Genomic DNA, 17547 nt, shown 5'->3' with positions numbered 1-17547 from the left:
CTATTACTTTGCAATTCTATCAACACGAGCGCACAAATTGCGATCGCCTTCTTCCACTGCCGCATTCGTCCTCAAATAATCCCGCACGCGGGAGCAACCCTCAGCTAGTAAATTTAAGTTGAGAATTTGGGGTAAATTCCACAGAATTAACTTGTTGTCCTCAGCCACAGAAGCCAAAAAAGTGCCGTCGTGGCTGACTTTAACCCCCCTCACCGCAGAAGTATGTCCTCTAAGTGTTGCCAGTTCTGTGCCGTCTAACTTCCACAATTTTACCTGGTTATCTACACTTGCCGAAGCGATCGTTTTACCGTCTGGGCTAAAGGAAATTCCCCATACTGCTGCACGATGACCTGTAAAAGTTCTCAACAAAGTACCGTCAAGTTTCCAAAGCTTAATTGTACCATCTGCACTGCCAGAGGCGATCAACCCCCCTGGGGGATTGGGGCTAAACGCAACTACCCACACGGTAGTACTATGAGCTGGAAAACTTCTCTCTAGAGTGCCATCAAGTTTCCAAATCTTAACTGAACCATCTCCACTACCAACAGCAAATCTCGTACCGTCTGGACTAAAAGCTCCTCGCCACAAGCCTTTGCCACTGCCAGTGAAAGTTTTTATCAACGTACCGTCAAGTTTCCAAAGCTTTACTGTATCATCTTGACTTGATGCAGCAAGGATTTTACCATCAGGACTGAAAGCGACTGATGTCACCATTGCTTTAAAACCACTTAAAGTCCTGACTAAAGTCCCATCTCGCTGCCAAAGTTTTACAGTACTGTCCAAACTAGCAGAAGCAATCAACTTGCCATCAGGGCTAATATTAACATAGATTACTGGTGCTTTATGTCCCACAAATGTTGCCAGCAATTTGCCTTTTTGATCCCAAAGTTTAACTGTGTTATCCTGACCTATTCCTGCTGTAGCAATTGTGGTACTATCAGAACTGATATCAACTCCGTATATTCCATTTTGGTGAGCAGTGATGGTTGAAAGTAATGGGTTCTGACTTTGCCAGAGTTTGATAACGTTGTCTGTGCCAGCTGAGGCAATAAAGCTACCATCTGGACTCCAAGCTAGCGCCCACACAGGTCCACTGTGTCCTCGAAACGTAGCTAATTCTGCGCCGCTAATGTGCCTTAGTTTAATGGTTTTGTCCAAACTGGAAGATGCAACAATCTGACCATCTCGACTAAACGCGACTTGCGAGACAACTGCTGTATGACCTGGAAAAGTTTTTAACAACTTCCCGTCCCGATTCCAAAGTTTGACAGTGTTGTCTCCACTTGATGTGGCGATAATTTGACCGTTTGGGCTGTTCGCGTAGTGTTGCGTTCCCGGAGTTCCGATAAGAGAGGCAAAGGCGACTTTGGTATTTTCACTTGGTGTGAGTATAGTTTTTAACAACTGACCATCTCGTCGCCAAAATTTCAGCATATTATCCTGACTCACCGAGACAAATATCTGACTATCGGGACTAAATGCCACTCCGGATACTCCTGCTATATGACCGGTCAGAGTTTTAATTAACGTACCGTCAAAGCTCCAAAGTTTGATAGTTTTATCCGTACTAGCAGAAGCAATCAACTGACCATCTGGGCTAAACTTGACTGACCAGATCGGTGCATTATGACCAGTAAGAGTTTTGAGTAACTTGCCCCTTCGGGGTTCGCCAGTCGCCTGCGGAGGGAAACCCTCCTTCCCTTCGGGACGCTTCGCGAACAGCGCTGGCTCACCATCTAATTGCCAAATTTTTAGTGTACGATCTTCAGAAGCAGAAACAAGCTTCTTACCGTCACGGCTAAAATTTACTGCCCTCACAGCTGCATTATGACCAGTGAGAGTTTTCAATAAAGTACCGTCACGCCGCCAAAGTTTAATTGTGTTGTCTGCGCTAGCTGAGGCAATTACAGAACTATCAGGACTGATGTCCACTGCTAGAATAGCAGACTGATGTCCCGATAAGCGGTTGTATTCGTCTGCTCCATAAACCGCTTGCGCTAGTGCATTTTTAACCTGTTCCTTAATATTTGCATCAAAAGAATTGATTTTTTGCAGTCTTCTTGTCGCCTTAATGGCTTCAACAAGCGCATCCAACCTCTGATGGGAAGCAAACAATCCTTCAGAAGATGACACTAAAGCTTTTATTTCGCTGATTCTTGCTTGATTTTCGCTTGATACTGCTTTCTTGTATTGAAAATATGTTGCTCCACCCAATAAGCTTGTAACTAGCAATGCTAAACTTACTGTCAATAATAAGAGTTTTTGTCGAGAAGCAGCTTTTTTCTCTTGAACCAGTCTTGCTTCAACTTCTTTGGAGCGTTGTGCTTCTAAAGTAAGTTGGACTTCAAGTCTATCAACTTCGGTGCTATTAGCTAAAAACCGATAGTCCAAATCGCTCAAGCTTTTCCCCTGCGCCCAGGATAAAGCGTCAATTAAAGCTTGTCCCCGTAGTAGTCGCGATGAATCTCTTTGAGCGGATGCAATCCAAGCATCGAAGGCTTGGGAGTAGGGGCGCAGTCGTCCTAGTTGTTTCTCCACCCATTCAATGTTAAAGACTTCTGCGTAAATTCGGTTTTTGACTTGTAAAAAAGAGTGCTGTTTGATGACTAATCCCGATAGCAAAAGTTCTATTTGTTCTCTACTATCATCGGCGGGAACTTGCACACCCTGTAAGATTTGCTGGTATATCCCCAGCAATCTTCCGGCACGATTTTCATTATGCAGGAGGCGATCGCGAATCGTTCTGAGATGCTCTGGTTCGTCAAGAGATTCCCAATTTTCGATCACGTGCTGACGCACAATACTTTCCACCCAATATTCCTCTGTTCCCGGTGGTATAGTCAGCGTATGTTTTTCCTGTACTGCCCAATCCACTAATTGACAGAGTTTTTGCGTCAAAAATGGTTGTCCCCCACTCCAGGCTAGTATTTCTTTGAGTATGGTGTGGGGACGCTCCAATTTGGAGACAAATCCAAGCGCCAAAGGCAATGCTTCTTCTGAGCTAAAGCCATACAAATCGATAGCTGTGCCAATATTAAATGGAGTTCTGGTTTTGTCGCGAATTAAATCGCTTGGAGTTGCCACGCCAAACAGGGCAAAACTAATGCGGTTATATTCTCGATTTAAAGAACGCTGGTTATAGCAGTAGCGAATCAATGCAAAAAAATCATCTACTGGAAATTCCAAACTGAGAATACTATCGATTTCATCTATGAATATACACAGTTTTTGCTCGGGAAACTGATTTAGTAATAATTCGATAAATTCACTTAATCTTTGCAGCAGGGAAATTTCTTCTCGTTCCTGCCACCAAGTTTTTAAATTAATTTTGCCTACACATCCCAAACCCCGCCATAAATCTCCTACCACACCCTTGTACCATTGTAAAGGGGTAATATGCCTGCTGCCAATGCGAGTCATGTCAACGTGGGTACAGAGGTATCCTTCTTTTTCTAGTTGATGTTTAGCCCGAACAAGCATGGAAGATTTACCCATCTGTCGTGAATTGAAGACATAACAAAATTCCCCTGCTAAGAGTGCCGTATATAGTTGGTAGTCAGCACGACGCACAACATAAGTTGGGTCATCATTTTGTAAGCTACCACCGACTTTAAATTGGCTATAAACCATTGGGAGATGTACTAAAAAATTGAGAATTCTAAATTCAGAATATAGCAATCTTCCATCCCTAGATCCCCGACTTTTCAAAAAAGTCGGGGATCTATGAGCAAAGCTGGCGATCGCGCAGTAGTCCAGGAGTTTCACCCGAATTGACTTCAGAATTAGTGTTCAAATAATCCCGCACCAAATCACAACCGTATTTCAGTAGGTTGAGATCGAGAATTTGCTCTAAATTCCACAGAATCGCCGTTTGATCATCACTACCAGATGCCAAGGTTTTGCCATCTGGGCTGAAGGCAACAGATTCCACGCTACTGATGTGTCCACTCAGGGTTGTGAGCAGCGTGCCGTCTAATGACCAAATCTTGATTGTGTTGTCCAAACTACCTGCAGCAATTAGTTTTCCACCGGGGCTGAATGCCACTCTTGTCAAACCAATCTTTCCCCCCTTAATGACTTGCACAAGTTTACCATCTCGGTTCCACAGCAGCAGTTGACCATCTCGTCCGGCAGACACGATGCGTTGACTATCAGGACTGATGGCAACACCCCAAACGGCACTCTTGTGTCCTTTGAGGGTTTTATAAGGCAGCAGAGTTTGATGATTGGCATCTTTCCAAGTCCACAGCTTGACCGTACTATCGACACTGGCGGAGGCAATGAACCCCCCTTCGCCCCCCTTATTAAGGGGAGCCAGCGCTGCAGGAGGGTTTCCCTCCGTAGGCGTCTGGCGTTGGGTTGGGGGGGTTGGGGGGTTTGGGCTAAAGGCGATATCCCAAATACGTGTAGAATGTGCTATGATATCTTGAATAAGTTTAAACTGTCCAAAAGCATCACGCTGCCAGAGTTTGATGGTGCGATCATCCGCTGCAGATACGAGAAACCGTCCATCAGGACTGAAAGCCAGTCCAAAAATCGGCCCGTTGTGACTACTAAGAATATCAGTTTTGCCATTAGCAAGGTTGAGGAGATAAATTTTGCCGGAAGCACCTGCTACTGCAAGGATCTGCTGATTCTCCTTTGAAGACGATCTGTAAATGGGGCTGAAGGCAGCACTGTTAAGCTCGTTGGTACTAATAGGAATTGTTTTTATCGCAGAACCGTCCCATCGCCATAACTTAATTTCCTGCCCTGCGACTGTGGCAAGTAGAGATTGACTATCCAGCATGTCTTTTGCATAAGCCACCCGCCAAACGACATCTCGATGTCCGTGCAGGGGCTGCTGGAAGGGCGAGATCTTCCAGAGCTTGATGATACCATCTTCGCTAGCAGAGGCGATCGTACTACCTTGAGGGCTGATGGCAACCGATCGAACTGTGACACGATGTCCGCGAAGGGTTCTCAACAAGCTACCGTCACGCCGCCAGAGCTTCACTGTTTTATCAGCACTTGCTGAGGCGATCAAAAGTCCATCGTTACTGAATACTACCTGAGAAATTTCTCCGGTGTGTCCCTCTAGGGTGAGGAGCAATTCTCCTTTGCGACTCCACAATTTAACGAGTTTATCTGAACCGCCAGAAACTAGGGTTTGCCCATCGGGACTAAATGCCAAAGTCCGGACTGCTGCAGAGCCGTTTTGTATGGTTCGGATCTCTGTGCCATCTCGGTTCCAGAGTTTGATGGTGTTATCTAAACTGCAAGATGCTAAAATCTCTCCATCGGGGCTAAAAGCTACGCTCCAGACTGCTGCCTTATGTCCTTCCAGAGTTTTGATTAACGTGCCATCGGTGCGCCAGAGCTTGATGGTGCGATCGCTACTGGCAGACGCAATTGTTTGTCCATCCGGGCTGAACGCCACTCCCCAAACCGCTGCGGAGTGTCCTTTGAGCGTTGCTAGTGGGGTACCATCGGTTGCCCAAAGCCGTACTACGCCATCTAGCCCAGAGGCAACAATCCGTTGGCTATCCGGGCTGAATTTAACGCTGTACAAAGTGGCATCATGATGTAAGGTGCGAACCAGAGTGCCATCGCGTTTCCAAAGCCGGACGGTTCGATCTGTACCAGAGCTAGCAATCCACTGTCCATTCTTGCTCAGATCAACGTCCAAAGCTCCCCCCTCATGTCCTGATAGGCGATTAACTTCATCAGCTCCGTAAACGGCTTGTTCAAGTACCACGCGGGTTTGAGAATCTAATGCCCTTTGGGATGCCCGAGCGAGAAGATTGAGTTTTTGAAATTTTTGTCGCGCCTCAATTGCTTGCACCAAAGAATCCAAATGTTGATTGGAATTGAAGCTACCATTTGAAGCACTGACTAGTGCTCGTACCTCACTGATTGCTGATTGTTGGTAAGCACTGAGTGTTGCAATCCCTAAGACAATGGCTGCAACTAGTGCCAGACTTACCCATACTAGTAATTGTCGCTGACGGCGAGCGCTCAGTCGTTCAATCTTCAATCGCGCTTCAATTTCTTTGAGCCGCTCAGCTTCTAATTTTTGCTCGACTTCTCGATGCTCTAGTTCCTGACTTGCGGTTAAAAATTGATAATCCAAATCGCCTAAGTTTTTACCTGAAGTCCATTCTATGACTTCTCGTAAAGCTTGCCCCCGTAGCAGGCGCGACTCATCAAGATAACCCGACGCTACCCAAGCATTTAACGACTGGGAATAGGGGCGCAGATTGTCCAACTGCTTGAGCACCCAATCGGGATTAAAGACATTTTGGTAAATAGGATTTTTAATGCGCAGATAGCCGTTGTGCTTCTCAACTATTCCAGACAATAATAGTTCAATTTGCTCTGTTGTGTCATCGACGGGAACTTGCACACCCTGTAAGATTTGCTGGTAGATGCTCAGCAATCTTCCCGCACGGTTTTCATTATACAGGAGGCGATCGCGTATCGTCTTTAAATGCTCCGGTTCGTCAACCGACTCCCAATTTTCGATCACGTGCTGACGTACAATACTTTCCACCCAATATTCTTCTGTTCCCGGTGGTATAGTCAGCGTGTGTTTTTCCTGTACTGCCCAATCCACTAATTGACAGAGTTTTTGCGTCAAAAATGGCTGTCCCCCACTCCAGGCTAGTATTTCTTTAAGAATATTATGGGGACGCTCAAATTTTCCGACAAATCCAAGCGCCAAAGGCAATGCTTCTTCTGAGCTAAAGCCATACAAGTCGATAGCTGTGCCAATATTAAATGGAGTTCTGGTTTTGTCGCGAATTAAATCGCTTGGAGTTGCCACGCCAAACAGGGCAAAACTAATGCGGTTATATTCTCGATTTAAAGAACGCTGGTTATAGCAGTAGCGAATCAATGCAAAAAAATCATCTACTGGAAACTCTAAACTGAGAATACTATCGATTTCATCTATGAATATACACAGTTTTTGCTCAGGAAATTGATTGAATAATAATTCTTCGATAAACTCACTCAATTTTTGCGGCAAAGAAATTTCTTCTTTTTCCTGCCACCAAGTTTTTAAATTAATTTTGCCTACACACCCCATCCCTCGCCATAAATCTCCTACCACACCCTTGTACCATTGTAAAGGGGTAATATGTCTGCTGCCAATGCGAGTCATGTCAACGTGGGTACAGAGGTATCCTTCTTTTTCTAGTTGGTGTTTAGCCCGCACCAGCATGGAAGATTTTCCCATCTGTCGAGAATTGAAAACGTAACAAAATTCCCCTGCTTTCAGGGAAGTATATAGTTGGTAGTCACTACGACGCACAACATAAGTTGGGTCATCATTTTGTAAGCTACCACCGACTTTAAATTGGCTAGAAATCATGGGGAGATTTAAACTTTCTGATAGGTTTAACTAAAACTATAAACCCTTGATAGTCCGCCTATAAATTCATTTCTATGTTTAAAGCTAAAGTCGGCTGAAGTAGACTGGACTAAGCGTTATTTTCATTTATCCCTATTTCGTCAATACAATGCGATCGCCAAACTTAGCTGCGAGTTTGCGATCATAAGTTAGCATCTAAGTATCAGATTTCCAAGACTGCACTCGACTTTCTGATTCCATCGGTAAAGCCTCCGCCCGTTGACGAATACGAGCAAGCATTTCATTACGTTGCCCATAGCGTTTTTGCAACAAATCGCGGACTTCTTGCTCCATTGAAATCCCCTTTTGTCCCGCTAAGCGTTTAATTCGATCAACTAACTCATCAGATATATTGCGAATGGTAATTGTTGCCATTCTACCTCCTTAAAAGAGTGATAGTCTACTTGCAGCTCATTATTTTATGCTAGCACTTTGCTGGCATTAGCGGCAGTTTTCTACTTCTGCATGTACCACTTTCTTAGAAAGATTTAGATTTACAACAATTGATTTTTAAAATACAAACGGTAAAGCTCACAACTATGGGTAACAAAATCACCGTTAATATTTACTAGTCCCAGACTATCTAATTTGTAGGCAAGTGGAGATACTAATTTGAGAGGTTGTTCGGCAGAAATTACCTGTTTGAAAGCATTTTCAAGTGCTGGTTCTGCTTGCAAGAAAGCTAGTAATCTCCGTAAGTGATCGTTATAAATTCCTGATTCGGTAGCGGCTTCTTGTAAAAGCTGCTTCAGTATTAATTCTCGCCTGTGCATATAATAGAAAGCGAGTTGCAACAAGTAAGGATGTCCACCTACCATTCCCATAAGTTGCTTATTTTGGGCATTCGTCCATTCAAGTCCATGACGGCTAGCTAAAGTCATGACTTCATCTGGTGTAAATAATGGTAATTTTAAGGGTAATCCCACATTAAATGGAGATTGATTAATTTGAAGTTGAATGTAAACATCTGTAGAATAAGTGAGGACTAAACGCAGTTTTTGCCATATTTTTATAGTTGTTGCTTGTTCGTACCAAGAACGCAACAGCGAGAAAAACTCCTCAGCAATTTGTGGATACTCAAAAACTCGATTAACTTCGTTTAAGCCTAAGACTAAAGGTCTCTTGATTTGCTCTAATATATAAGCTTCAAAATAAATAGTACAGCTAACTTTACTGCCCATATCGACATCCCAATAGACGTCTAGTTTTGGTTCTAGCTGTAACTTTCTAGTGATGTTAGTGCTAAACCAACGAAAAAATTTATCGATATCGGAGAATACAGTTTTTTCTGCCTGCTGAAAGTCGATAGTCACAGTCCGATATTTCTGTGCCTCTGCATGAGCTAATATCCGCAGCATCAAAGAAGTTTTACCCATTTTCCAAGGTGCTCTGATGCGGATGATGCTACCTGGTTTGGTCACTTCTTCGTAAGCAAGGACATCGATGGGAGGACGTTCGATGTAAAACTTAGAGTCCAGAGAAACCGGACCACCAGGAAATTCTCCAGAGGTGGTACTCTGACGGCGGAATTCAAGGAGTGTTTGCTGCTGTTCCTTGTTAAGTGGGCGCGACTCAAACACCCGTCGAAAGTTATTTTTACCTATTGGTTCTCCCCAAAAGTCGCTCAAACTAGACCATAACTCCGAAGCAGTACGACTGAGGTATTCCTTAACATAGTTAGTTTCTGCTGCCATATCGGCATAAGTTTTTCCCTCCCATGTAGAACGCAACACCACCTCTTGAAGCGGCGTTAAACCCTCAGGTAGACTGACTTTGAGTAAGTTTATCACTTCGTCAACAGTCATCTTAACAATTTATTTATTTTACTAGCGTATAAAAATTATCTCACCAATGTTGATCTTCTCGTTGTGTAAAAATTACTTTTTTCTCTCTATATCAACAACAAAAAGTATTATAAATACTAACTCAATTCCTTGACAAAATGAACAACGTTTGTAGTATAATCTCCCTATTAATTTTTAGGAGTCTTTGTCAGCGAGATTTGCGATCGCTACCGTTCTTGCCAGGTAATTCTTTAGACAAGAATATTAGTAAATTAGCAAAAATTTGCTAGATAATCAGTAACTTTTTTCTCACTTATGCCCTTTTAAAAAAGCGTATCTTCTGATATAATTTGCAGCTTTGATAGTTGTCAAATAGCCGTTCGCTAGATGTTGAGAATGCTCAGATCTTGCACGTCCACATTCGTAAGCCTTGACTTATGTAAGGGCTAATAGCTCAAGTTCGTTAAAACGGACTCAAAGAGTTACCCAGTCAGCAGTTAGCAGATCTTGAGCTTTAAGTCAAGAATTTATTTCTTTAGTTACCGATAACACAGAAACCCGGTTTTTGGAAAAACCAGGTTTCTCAAGAGTGTGGTTTCATAGTATTGTATAAAAACAACTTTTTGCTCACGGTACGAAAAACTTTAGCTGAAAAGTTATTATTTTCAGTACTTGACAAAAGTTAAAACAGTTGAAAATATCTAATTGAAAGGGTTTAAGAGTTGTTTCCGTAAGTTATTAAAGAAAAAAAACAATGAAAAAGTATTAGTTTATACAAGTTTTACCAAAATTGGCAACTATGTCAAGGGACGAAAGTAACTTTTTTGCTACTTATGGGTTGGTCAAAAGGGTGTCTGACGGCAAAAATGAGGTTCTTAACCTGTTTGCAAATCATCATTGTTCAAGTAAATAATTATCTATGGTTAAGAAATGTTCTTTCATCGTCCTCAAGCTTTGAGCAACAAGAATAGATGTAAAGGAGTTGATTGTATTTTGGATATCACCCTCTTCTCAGAAACAATTCGAGATAATCTGCTTCCTGCGGTAATTATTGCCTGTGCTATAGGGGTTGGCGTTAGTTTTTTTGCTTTGTTATTTCTTTTAGCTTTCTTATTTAAGAAAATGAGTGAATTCATGACAACTCGCTTTTTATCTCCTGAGGGAAGAAGAATATATGACAAAGTTGTTTCTTCCTATCAAAACGTATTGGGCTTAACTATTGTCTTAGTTCTGATTGACTTGACTTTATTACTAATTCCCAAACCTAGTTGGCTTAACTACGTTGAATTTAGTTTGGCAGTGTCGGTGGCGATCGCAGTAGGCTGGTTAAGTTCTTTGCTGTTTAAGAAATTTTACGAAGTTTACTTGCAAGAAACTGCTCAGAAGCGCAAAGTCAACGGTGAGTTACTTGTGATCGGTAATCTCGTAGGCGAAGCAGCAATTTTTCTGGTGATTTTCTTCATTTTTGCTCAAACTCACCAAATCAATGTCGTAGGTTTGACAGCAAGTTTGGGAATTGGGGGAATAGCTATTGCTTTCGCAGCACAAGAGACTTTGCAGCAAATACTGGGTGGAATTGTTCTTTATATTGACCGACCTTTCGTCATTGATGATTATATTGGTTTACCTGATGGTACATTTGGTAGAGTTGAATCCATTGGTTTGCGTTCCACTAAGATTCGTAATTCTGGAAAAGGAACAGTCACTATAGTTCCCAATAGTTCGCTAACGGGCATGAGTATCGAAAACTTCACAGGAGCCAGAAAAGTAGTTTCTCTAGTTTACTTAACTTTCTACCGTGAAGTAATGGAAGATGAAAAAGCTTTAATTCGTCAAGTCATTTTAGAAAGTACCACTGAGATTTTTGGTATTGACTCTCGTAATACAGATGTGGCATTTAAAGATATTATCCAAGATGGAAGAGCCAATATTACTCAGGCGCAAATAAACTTCTTTATTCTCGGTTCTGGTGAAATGTCAATGGAGATACGCCGCCAGTTACTAGATATGGCAAAACAAAATATTACTCTGCGATTAAAAGAGTTTGGTGTTGCCTTCGATCTTGAAGAAAAACCTGTTGACGTTGATGCACCTATTACTATCTAACTTAATCTAAAATGGAGACTCTACTTAACATAAGACCTTGGTATTATCTTGACGAATCAACTCGAAATATACTCATCTCAATTGGCATTAAACTCGGCATTTTCTTATTATTCATTTTCGTTGCTTTATTAGTTGGAAAGTCTGTGCCCCGCTTTCTTAAGGGAATTGTGCGGAGATTTTCACCCCAACCGTTTCAAAAGATTTATGAAAATTTAGTAGATCCTTTGTCAAAGACACTGGGGATTGTCGCCACATTAATTCTTGTTTCAGTGTGTCTGAATTTTATTCAAGAATATACAGGCTTCTACCGATTCTTGAAATTTTTCTCCGATTTATCAATAGCTGTCAGTCTTGCAATATTCATTTCTGGTTTATTCCGTAACTTCTTGCGGGTATATGGAATTGAATTGATTCGCAAACTGGGTTTGGAAATAGATGAGTTACTGCTTGTTTTTGAAACCATTGCTAACATTATTATCGGGTTTATTGTGGCTGTAGCATTTGCGCAAAGCCAAAACGTAAACTTGATTGGTTTAGTTGCTGGTTTAGGTATTGGTGGTATAGCAGTTGCTTTTGCATCTCAAAAAACTCTTGAACAAATTTTTGGCACAATTGTCATATATTTAGACCGTCCTTATGTTCCTGGAGAATACATTCGCGTTCATTTAAGTTCTCAAGGTCTTCTATTTGCCCGTGTCGAAGCGATTGGTTTACGTTCAACAAAGCTGCGTACACCTGCTAAAAGTACTCTGGTAGTTGTCCCCAACTCAATTATGGCGGATGCAGATATTGAAAATGTGACGCGAGGAAAGAAGGTAATGGTATTACTTTATCTTGATTTTCTTCGCAGTTTGGAGAAATCAGAGCAGGCATTGCTGGAAAAAGTGATTAAAGAAAGTACTAACTCTTTGTTTGGCATAGATCCAAACAGTACAAAGATTAGTTTATTTTCTAGGGAAAATTATCCTGGAGTTCGGGCTAGGGTAAGTTTCTTTATCTTGGGATCAAATGAAAATTCACTTGAATTCCGCAAGCGGTTGTTAGAGTTAGCTAATGATTCTATTTTGAAAAAGCTTCAGAGTCATGGCATAGAATTCACGATGCAAGAACCAACGCTCTATCTAGAATCTCCTGTACCAATTTAATTTTGGTTTTTTCACATACAGGGTAAAGTTTCCATGACAACTTCACGATACTCTCAAAGCCAAGCATATGAAAAAAGCCATTCAATGATGCGCTCATTTTGCCAATCTACAGAGATCCCCAGTCTGGACACTACAGAAACACGGCTATGTTCAAAACGTAGTCGCGGTGTAGTTCTGACTACGCTAGGAATTAAGCGATTGCAAGCCGCCATCCATTTGGCAGAACTACAGGAAAATAAAGGGCAACGCTTCTCTCAAGAAGAACTCAGCGATCGCATGAGAGTTTCTACCAAAACTTTGAGTAGACTTTGGTCTGTCACAGTAGGATTAGATCAACGTACTCTCAAACTCTGCTTTAGCGCCTTTAATCTCGAACTGAGAACAGAAGACTATACCACAGCCAGTGCTAATCGCAATCCAGATATTGCGGTTGAGTGGTTTCCCAAATCACAATTGGTAGCCCGATTGTACAAATATCCCAGTGGTCCAGAACCACTCAATTCGATTTTTTACATTTCTCGCCCCCCCATCGAAGAACTAGCCTACCAAGAAATCACCCAACCGGGATGCTTCATTCGCATTAAAGCCCCTAAAGAAATGGGAAAAAGCTCGCTCATGTACAGGGTTCTAGCTTACGGGATGTCTTTGGGCTATCAAACTGTAAATTTGGACATGAACCGAGTTGATGCCTCGATTCTAAACAACGTTGATAAATTCTTGCGCTGGTTCTGTAAAAGCGTCTGTTTGGAGTTGAACCTAGAACTCAACCTGGATGACTATTGGGATGAAGAAATTGGCAGCAAGTTAAGCTGTAGCATCTACTTCCAATATCTGCTGGAGCATCTCGATCGTCCTCTAGTTTTGGCGTTGAATGAAGTCAACAGAATTTTTGAATATCCTGAACTAGCCCAAGAATTTTTGCCCCTGCTGCGATCGTGGCATGAGTCTGCTCAACAGGAACTCGCTTGGCAAAAACTGCGGTTAGTAGTCATTTATTCCACAGAAATTTATATTCCCCTAGACATCAACCACTCCCCTTGTAATGTAGGGCTACCGCTTCAGTTACCAGAGTTTACCCGCGCTCAAGTAGAGGATTTGGCATTGCGTCATGGACTTGATTGGCGAACTGGTAATCAAGCCGAGCAACTGATGGCGATGGTTGGGGGACATCCCGCGTTGGTGCGTATTGCTCTCTATCACCTTTGCACTCAAGAGGTGACGTTACCGCAACTATTGCAAGCGGCGAGTACAGAAGCGGGAATTTATGGCGCATACTTGCGGCGTCACTTGACCACGTTGCAAAAAAACCCCGAATTGGTAGCTGCAATTGATGCAGTAATCGTAGCAGAAAACGGCATTTCCCTGGAACCCTTACTTCTTTATAAATTAGAAAGCCAGGGATTGGTGAAACTTAATTCGGATGGAGTAACTATTAGCCATGAGTTGTATCGTTTATATTTTCAGAAATATTTATTTAAGAGATGAACCCACACGCTTACAAAGTTGGCGGCTGCTTGAGAACAGACGATCCAAACTACGTCGAGCGCCGCGCTGATTCTGAACTCTATCGCGCCCTCAAAGCAGGTGAATTTTGTTACGTCTTCAATTCGCGGCAAATGGGTAAGTCTTCGCTGTTAGTTCGGATCAAGCATCGGCTGCAACTTGAAGGATTTATCTGTACCTATGTTGACATGACTCAAATCGGCGGTGAGAATATCACCCCGCAACAGTGGTATAAGGGTGTAATGGTGAGCCTTTTACATGGACTCAAGCTGTTTGATAAAGTGAATTTCAAAGCTTGGTGGCAGGAGCATGAGGATATCTCACTCCTGCAGCGCTTGAGTCAGTTTATCGAAGAGGTGTTGCTGGTCAATTTCCCCAACGAGCAGATTTTTATCTTCATAGATGAAATTGATAGCATTCTCAGCCTGAATTTTTCTGTTGATGATTTTTTTGCCCTAATTCGCTTCTGCTACAACCAGAGAGCGCATAATTCAGCTTACGATCGCCTCACATGGGCGCTGTTTGGGGTAGCAACACCTGCCGATTTAATTAGCAATAAAAAAAGGACACCCTTTAACATTGGCACAGCCATAGAGTTAGAGGGATTTCAACTGCACGAAGCACAACCGTTGATCAAGGGATTAGAAGGCAAGGTGAGTAACCCCCAAGCTGTTTTTCGAGAAATCATGGCGTGGACTGGGGGACAGCCGTTTCTCACGCAAAAGCTCTGTCAGTTAGTAACCATAGCAACCCAAGAAACGCAAAGTTATCAGCTACCGCCACCCCCAGGTACAGAAGGCTTTTGGATAGAGAATCTGGTGCGATCGCGCCTGCTCAACCACTGGGAATCGCTTGATTCGCCTGAGCATTTGAAGACAGTCAGGGATCGCCTTCTACGTAAGGAGCAGCAAGTCGGTAGATTACTGGGCATTTATCAGCAAATCTTACAGGGAGTTGAGATTAAATCGGACGACTCTCCAGAACAAATCGAACTTCTGCTATCAGGTTTAGTAGTGAAACAGCAGGGTTTTTTGCAGGTGAAAAACCGCATTTATCAAGAGGTTTTTCATCTCGCATGGGTAGAAAGACAATTACAAAACCTGCGCCCTTACTCCCAATTATTAGATGCCTGGATTGCTTCAAAAAAACAAGATAAATCGCGGCTATTACGTGGACAAGCGTTGATTGATGCCCAACTGTGGTCAAATGGTAAAAGCTTGAGTAACCTGGACTATCAGTTTTTAGCAGCCAGTGTTGAATTCGATCGCCACGAAGCGCAACTGGCGTTGGAGGCTTCACGCACCAAGGAAATTGAAGCACGACTGGCAGAACAGAAAGAAAATGCCAGAACACAAAGGTTCTTGCTGATCGTAGTTAGTATCGCCTTGATTGTTGCCAGTGCCTTAGGAGTGGGGACTTTCTTGGAAACCAGGATAGCAGCCAAGAGCGAGATTAAGGCGATGATTACTTCCAGTCAAGCCCTGTTTGCCGACAATCGCGGACTAGATGCACTCATCGCAGGCATCAAAGCCAAGCGGCAATTGCAAAAGTTAGGTGTGGCAGACACTAACCTCAACAATCAAGTTGAAAATAATCTGCGCCGGGTAGTTTATGGATCTGTTGAGTATAACCGCTTATCCGGTGATAGTGGTATGGTTGGCAGTTGCATTCAGCCCCGATGGAAAGATCCTAGCGACTGGCAGCAGTGATAACACCGTCAAACTGTGGCGGCAAGACGGTACATTGCTGAGAACGCTTAAGGGGCATAGTGCGGCAGTTGACAGCGTTGCATTTAGTCCCAACCCCCCAGAAGGGGGGTTAATTGCCTCAGCCAGTTTGGATAACACTGCCAAACTGTGGCAGCTAGACGGCACATTGCTGACGACGCTGAAGGGGCATACTGCTCAGGTTTGTGATGTGGCGTTTAGTCCTGATGGTAAAACCATTGCCACCGCCAGTTCCGACAACACAGTTAAAATTTGGCAACAGGACGGAACGTTGTTAACCACCCTCACTGGGCATACTGCTAAAGTTTGGAATGTTGCCTTTAGCCCGAACCCCCCAACCCCCCGAAATTCGGGGGGCGAAGGGGGGTTGATTGCTACTGCCAGTTCTGACAATACTATCAAACTTTGGCGGCGAAATACCAAGGGAAATACCATCAAACTGGAGCGAACCCTCCAGGGGCATAATGCAGCGGTTGTTAGTGTAGCGTTTAGCCCCGATGGTAAAACCCTTGCCTCCGGAAGTGAGGATAAAACTGTCAAGCTTTGGCAGCTAGACGGTAAATTGCTACATACCTTTAGCGGGCATGAAGCTGTAGTTAACCAAGTCACTTTTAGCCCAAACCCCCCAACCCCCGGAATCCCGGAAGGCGAAGGGGGGTTGATTGTCTCAGCTAGTGCAGACAAGACTGTGAAAATCTGGCAGCGGGATGGGAAGTTGTTAACTACTCTTAGAGGGCATAGTGCTACAGTTTTTGACGTAGCTTTTAGCCCAGATGGTTGTGCGATCGCCACTGCCACAGATAAAGCCGTCAAACTCTGGAAGCCAAAAGTCGCTTTACTGAAAACCCTTGACAGGGATGATGCCAGGGTTTGGGGAGTTGAGTTAAGCCCAGATGGTAGTACTATAGCCTCAGCAGGTTCAGATAACAACGATGTTCAGCTGTGGAGCAGGGACGGCATTTTGCTCAAGACGCTTAAGGGACACACTGCTGTGGTAAATACGGTTGCCTTTAGGGCTACTCACACCGCATCCTCTGCCGACAAAAGCACCGAAGCCAAAGAAAACGTTGGACAAATTCTTGCCTCGGCTAGTGACGACGCTACCATTAAACTCTGGAAGCTAGATGGGACTTTATTGACTACTTTGAAGGGACACGATGCTGGAATTAAGGCAATATCGTTTAGCCCCAACCCCCCAACCCCCCTTTTGAAGGGGGGCGAAGGGGGGTTACTCGCTTCAGGCAGTGATGACACCACTATTAAACTATGGAAGCTAGATGACACCTTGTTGACTACCCTTACTGGGCATACTGCCCAGGTTCTCGCTGTGGCGTTTAGCCCTGATGGTAATCTCCTTGCCTCAGCCAGTGCAGATAGTACTGTCATCCTTTGGAAGCGAAGTAGCACTGGTAATTTTTTACCCTTCCCCTACAAAATTCTCAAGCGGCAAATATCTGGGGTTTGGGGTGTGCAATTAAGCCAGAAGTGTCAGAAAATCGTCTCTGCCAGCTCGGATAACTCCACTCATCTCTGGACGCAGGATGGCAGGTTGCTAAAAACCTTGCAGAGAGATACTCCCTTTACTCAGATTGATTTTAGCCCGAATGGTCGAATCATTGCTGTAGCCCGTGGTGACGGGATCATTGATATGTGGAGCAGTAGTGGCACCCTACTAACCAGGCTCACTGGATACCCCGGAATTTTTTCGCACATTGCCTTTAATCCTGATGGTAAAACCTTTGCCATGGCCACCCAAGACCAGAAGGTAATTATATGGGATTTGCAGCAGATTGTCAATCTAGACTTCTTAGCATCAGCAATTCTAAATTTGGAAAATTAGGATGAGTTGACAGCTTTAATCGGTTCAAACTCATCTAACATGAAAGAAA

At 43.4% G+C, this 17547-nt stretch carries 9 protein-coding genes; 5 read left to right on the top strand and 4 right to left on the bottom strand.

Features of this window, described 5'->3' with window-relative positions; genetic code table 11:
- Window positions 1-3 precede the first annotated feature (3 nt).
- The 4 genes from ICL16_RS38300 to ICL16_RS38285 all read right to left on the bottom strand — a co-directional run bounded on the left by ICL16_RS38300 (window position 4) and on the right by ICL16_RS38285 (window position 9198).
- Window positions 4-3630, bottom strand: coding sequence for an AAA-like domain-containing protein (locus ICL16_RS38300; protein ID WP_190836810.1), 3627 nt, complete (start codon window positions 3628-3630; stop codon window positions 4-6).
- Between the two features lie 91 nt (window positions 3631-3721).
- Window positions 3722-7354 (bottom strand): WD40 repeat domain-containing protein, encoded by a 3633-nt coding sequence (locus tag ICL16_RS38295; protein ID WP_190836809.1) that lies wholly within the window; start codon window positions 7352-7354, stop codon window positions 3722-3724.
- A 195-nt stretch (window positions 7355-7549) separates the two neighbouring features.
- Window positions 7550-7768 carry a FitA-like ribbon-helix-helix domain-containing protein gene (locus ICL16_RS38290; protein WP_190836808.1) on the bottom strand — a complete coding sequence of 73 codons (219 nt, stop codon included), beginning with the start codon at window positions 7766-7768 and terminating at the stop codon, window positions 7550-7552.
- Window positions 7769-7887: 119 nt separating this feature from the next.
- Window positions 7888-9198 (bottom strand): AAA-like domain-containing protein, encoded by a 1311-nt coding sequence (locus tag ICL16_RS38285; RefSeq protein WP_190836807.1) that lies wholly within the window; start codon window positions 9196-9198, stop codon window positions 7888-7890.
- A gap of 909 nt (window positions 9199-10107) precedes the next feature.
- Here ICL16_RS38285 and ICL16_RS38280 point away from each other — a divergent pair.
- From ICL16_RS38280 to ICL16_RS38260, 5 genes are all read left to right on the top strand, one after another.
- Window positions 10108-11283 carry a mechanosensitive ion channel family protein gene (locus tag ICL16_RS38280; RefSeq protein ID WP_238361134.1) on the top strand — a complete coding sequence of 392 codons (1176 nt, stop codon included), beginning with the start codon at window positions 10108-10110 and terminating at the stop codon, window positions 11281-11283.
- A gap of 143 nt (window positions 11284-11426) precedes the next feature.
- Complete coding sequence (locus tag ICL16_RS38275) at window positions 11427-12428, top strand: mechanosensitive ion channel family protein (RefSeq protein WP_337907202.1); 1002 nt, start codon at window positions 11427-11429, stop codon at window positions 12426-12428.
- A 33-nt stretch (window positions 12429-12461) separates the two neighbouring features.
- Window positions 12462-13913 (top strand): AAA-like domain-containing protein, encoded by a 1452-nt coding sequence (locus tag ICL16_RS38270; RefSeq protein ID WP_238361133.1) that lies wholly within the window; start codon window positions 12462-12464, stop codon window positions 13911-13913.
- On the top strand, window positions 13910-15640 hold the full coding sequence (locus tag ICL16_RS38265; protein ID WP_190836805.1) for an AAA-like domain-containing protein: 1731 nt from the start codon (window positions 13910-13912) through the stop codon (window positions 15638-15640). The genes ICL16_RS38270 and ICL16_RS38265 overlap by 4 nt, the downstream gene beginning before the upstream one ends.
- Complete coding sequence (locus tag ICL16_RS38260) at window positions 15543-17498, top strand: WD40 repeat domain-containing protein (protein ID WP_190836804.1); 1956 nt, start codon at window positions 15543-15545, stop codon at window positions 17496-17498. The genes ICL16_RS38265 and ICL16_RS38260 overlap by 98 nt, the downstream gene beginning before the upstream one ends.
- Window positions 17499-17547 lie beyond the last annotated feature (49 nt).

It is taken from the genome of Iningainema tapete BLCC-T55 (assembly GCF_014698965.1).
In the GTDB taxonomy this organism is placed as follows: domain Bacteria; phylum Cyanobacteriota; class Cyanobacteriia; order Cyanobacteriales; family Nostocaceae; genus Iningainema; species Iningainema tapete.
Note: the sequence above shows the minus strand (reverse complement) of the source record. Positions and strands in the feature narration are given on the sequence as shown.